This window comes from Aeromonas sp. A35_P (assembly GCF_002259925.1).
Lineage (GTDB): Bacteria > Pseudomonadota > Gammaproteobacteria > Enterobacterales > Aeromonadaceae > Aeromonas > Aeromonas dhakensis.
In genome coordinates, this window is sequence record NZ_NEVB01000153.1 from 1 (window position 1) to 3,751 (window position 3,751).

Here is a 3,751-nt window from a genome sequence, read left to right on the forward strand (position 1 = left end):
GATAAAAGTCGTTTTTTATCAAATACTTTTATCCACTCCTTCCCGTCTGCGCCAGGGAGTGGCTGATAAGCATACAGCCCCCCCTATTGCAGGATGCGCCACATCCGTATTAATTAGGCAGGCAATGACGATGGGGCCTGCCCATCGCGCTTTTCTGAGCCTGAGTCGCCGGGATTTTGTAATTTTATTTCAGAACTGTCGTCTCACGCCCGCCACCCCCGAGCCTGCGTCCTCACCAAGAGAGTGCGCCCTCATAAAGAGATGATATTTGCCATGGCCGATAAATTAACCCAGCTGAAAGCCCTGACCACAGTTGTCGCCGACACCGGCGATATCGAAGCCATCAAGCGCTACCAGCCCATCGATGCCACCACCAACCCCTCTCTGGTGTTGAAGGCATCCGAGATCCCCGAGTACGCGGCGCTGATCGAAGACGCCGTAACCTGGGCCAAGGCCCAGAGCCAGGACAAGGCACAGCAAATCATCGACGCGGGCGACAAGCTGGCGGTCAACATCGGTCTGGAAGTGCTGAAGATCGTCCCGGGCCGCATCTCCACCGAAGTGGACGCCCGTCTCTCCTTCGACACCGAGGCCAGCATCGCCAAGGCCCGCAAACTGATCCGTCTCTACAACGACGCCGGCATCAGCAACGATCGCATCCTGATCAAGCTGGCCTCCACCTGGGAGGGGATCCGTGCCGCCGAGGTACTGGAGAAAGAGGGTATCCAGTGCAACCTGACTCTGCTGTTCTCCTTCGCCCAGGCCCGTGCCTGTGCCGAAGCCGGCGCCTTCCTGATCTCCCCGTTCGTGGGCCGCATCCTCGACTGGTACAAGGCCAAGAACGGCCGTGACTACACCGCCAGCGAAGATCCGGGCGTGGTCTCCGTCACCTCCATCTACAACTACTACAAGCAGCACGACTACCCGACCGTGGTCATGGGTGCCAGCTTCCGCAATACCGGCGAGATCCTGGAACTGGCCGGCTGCGACCGTCTGACCATTGGCCCGGCGCTGCTGGAAGAGCTGAGCAAGGCGGAAGGTGCCGTGGTTCGCAAGCTGGACTACACCGGCGAGCGCAAGGCCAAACCGACCCCGATGACCGAGGCCGAATTCCGCTGGGAACTGAACCAGGACGCCATGGCTCACGAGAAGCTGGGCGAAGGCATCCGCATGTTTGCCATCGACCAGGGCAAGCTGGAAACCATGCTGGCCAGCCGCCTCTGATCGCTGCGCCATCTGCCGACAAAAACCGGGTTCCCGCAAGGGCACCCGGTTTTTTTATGGGCGCAGGATCCGCTGTCATGGGTTCGTCACGAAAACGTTTTATTTTTAATGCCGGTATGTTATACGGATGGTGAAAACGAGAATAACCAAGGAGGGAGCCATGGAAATGTTCAACTTCGATTATGAAGATGTAGTTGAGCTCGGTTCACGTAGCCGCGGGACAACGGGAAAAAAACGTAAATGGCGTGAGATAGAGGCGTTGAAAGACAAACACCGCCTGCAGAAGGAGCTGCAATCCATCGACATCGCCTACGAAGGTCTCTCAGACGAGATCGAGTTGTAAAAACAAGGCCCCGGTTAACCGGGGCCTTGTTTTTCAAGGGAGTGTCAACCCTCAGGAAGAGAGCGGCAGCGACAGGCGCTTGGCCAGATCCTGAAAGTGCTGGCTGATCTCGGGCCCGAACAGGGGATCCCCGATGGCGCGGTTCTGCCAGACCTGCTCGAGGTGACGCCAGTCATCCTCGGTCAGCGAATCGCGCAGATGGGGAAAGATGACCCCCTCTTCGTAGTTCATGTGTGCCTCCTGCAGCGCCACGAACTGCTCCAGCTTGGCGGTGAACTGATCGAGCGGAATGACCGCATCCATCAGGATCATCTCCACCATCTCCCTGAGCTCGGCACCGGCCTCTACCAGCTTGGCATGCTCCTGTTGCAGCCGGTTGGCCACATCCCCTTCCACTACCCGGTACTTGAGGTAGTAGTCATAGATGATGTCTTCCTTTGGATGGTGATACTTGTCCGATACCTCCCGCAGGTAATCCACCACGTCGCGGATCAGGAAGTAACTGACCCTTTCTTCGCTGCGAATGGCTACCAGCTTCTGCTTGAGCAGGTCCAGCAACCTGGCGATGTTGAGATGATCCTTGTGCAGACTCGCTAACATGGGCACTCCTTGCGCTGAAATGAGACGATTCTGATCAGAGTATACGGCCATTTGTCGCGCCAACTTTGCACTCAATCAAGTCAGCTGCAGACAAAACGGCCAATGGCACATGCTGTTTCGCCCTCCCGACAGAGCAAATGCAGCTGGCTGCCCCGCGCTATTCGCAGACCGAGTGCCAGTTGATGGGGCTCATTCCCTGCTGGCTCAGCAAGCGGTTGGTCTCGGAAAAGTGGCCGCAACCGATGAAGCCGCGATGGGCCGAAAGCGGGCTGGGATGGGGGGCGCTCAGCACATGGTGGCGGCTCCGGTCGATGAAGCGCCCCTTCTTCTGGGCGTGGGCGCCCCACAGCAGGAAGACCACCCCCTGACAGCTGGCGTTGATCTGCTCGATGACCCGATCGGTGAAAGTTTCCCAACCCAGATGGGCATGGGAGTGAGCCTGGCCCGCCTGCACCGTCAGCACGGTATTGAGCAGCAATACCCCCTGGGTGGCCCAGGACTCCAGAAAGCCGTGACTGGGTGTGACAAAACCCGGCAGATCCCGCTGCATCTCCTTGTAGATGTTCACCAGCGAGGGAGGGGTGCGCACGCCGGGCAGGACGGAGAAGCAGAGGCCGTGAGCCTGGTTCGGGCCGTGATACGGGTCCTGGCCCAGGATCACCACCTTGACCTGATCCAGCTCGGTCAGCTTGAAGGCGTTGAACACGTCGGTGGCCGGCGGGTAGATCACCTTGCCCGCCTCCCGCTCGCTCCTGACGGTCGCCAGGGTTGCCTTGAAATAGTCCTGCTCCTTCTCGGAGCCAATCACATCAGTCCAGGTCAGCACCCCAATCTCCTCATTGAATCTGTCGGGGGAGGCTATCTTCCGACTCAGCCGCTCATGCGTGCAGGCCGGTGCGCCTCTCTCCTCGATATACAGGGCCGGATGAACGGCCTGCTCCCTGTCCACCCACACGGGCACAGCGCAGCACACCACCATCCTCGATGAATACGGCAGGCCCTGGGTCGCCTTGCTTTTACGCAGGCCAAATCGGCCAGCACGCCCCCTGCCCCCATTAATGCAGCAAGGGGCTCAGGATAGGGGGCCAGCTCCCAAGACGCAACCAAGATGCCCCGTGGGCCCCTTCTCCCGGCCAAGCCGTGGCCACTGAGATTACCTTTCCACCGCAACTCTCTTCGGGTGAGCAACAGACCGACACTGAACCCGCGCCCCTCCAGCAGCTCCTCCTTGCCTCGTCTGGCAATGACAGGGCCACTCTGCTCGCCTGCCACCTCGTGCAGCCCTCTGCTTGCTCTCTATGCTTCTTCTCTTTCCTGCTGGCTTATTCCCCCTCACCCACTCTGTAGCGCCCCCAGTATCGAGTCGGCTTGAATATGAAAAGATGTAGTTAAATTACTAGATTTAATTAATGAAAGATGCATAATTTGGATATCTTTCATAATCATAAAAATGAGCTATTTTTGATTAATCTCAATAATTTAATCCCTTCACATCCACGCAAACAGCGCATTTTTTGATTTAGATCAATTTTCGTAATATTACCATCGTGGTATATATGACCCAACAAAGTAAAGGTGTAAGGC

General features: G+C 57.5%; 4 protein-coding genes. 2 read left to right on the forward strand and 2 right to left on the reverse strand.

Features of this window, described 5'->3' with window-relative positions:
* Positions 1 to 273: 273 nt before the first annotated feature.
* Both tal and CAK78_RS09960 read left to right on the forward strand, forming a co-directional pair.
* Positions 274 to 1,224 carry a transaldolase gene (gene tal / locus CAK78_RS09955; protein WP_010633233.1) on the forward strand — a complete coding sequence of 317 codons (951 nt, stop codon included), beginning with the start codon at positions 274 to 276 and terminating at the stop codon, positions 1,222 to 1,224.
* Positions 1,225 to 1,384: 160 nt separating this feature from the next.
* Entirely contained in the window at positions 1,385 to 1,567 is a 183-nt protein-coding gene (locus CAK78_RS09960) for a DUF3545 family protein (RefSeq protein WP_005298488.1), read from the forward strand.
* Between the two features lie 51 nt (positions 1,568 to 1,618).
* Here the strand turns inward: CAK78_RS09960 and CAK78_RS09965 are convergent, their stop codons facing one another.
* Positions 1,619 to 2,167: a hemerythrin domain-containing protein gene (locus CAK78_RS09965; protein WP_094697163.1), complete on the reverse strand. Its 549-nt coding sequence runs from the start codon at positions 2,165 to 2,167 to the stop codon at positions 1,619 to 1,621.
* A 157-nt stretch (positions 2,168 to 2,324) separates the two neighbouring features.
* On the reverse strand, positions 2,325 to 2,993 hold the full coding sequence (gene ung / locus CAK78_RS09970) for a uracil-DNA glycosylase (RefSeq protein WP_017781640.1): 669 nt from the start codon (positions 2,991 to 2,993) through the stop codon (positions 2,325 to 2,327).
* Between the last annotated feature and the right edge of the window lie 758 nt (positions 2,994 to 3,751).

Bases quoted from the DNA above. Each gene is read 5' to 3' on its own strand.
- CAK78_RS09965 (WP_094697163.1), bottom strand. From the start codon at position 2,167: ATGTTAGCGAGTCTGCACAAGGATCATCTCAACATCGCCAGGTTGCTG.
- tal (WP_010633233.1), top strand. From the start codon at position 274: ATGGCCGATAAATTAACCCAGCTGAAAGCCCTGACCACAGTTGTCGCC.
- CAK78_RS09960 (WP_005298488.1), top strand. From the start codon at position 1,385: ATGGAAATGTTCAACTTCGATTATGAAGATGTAGTTGAGCTCGGTTCA.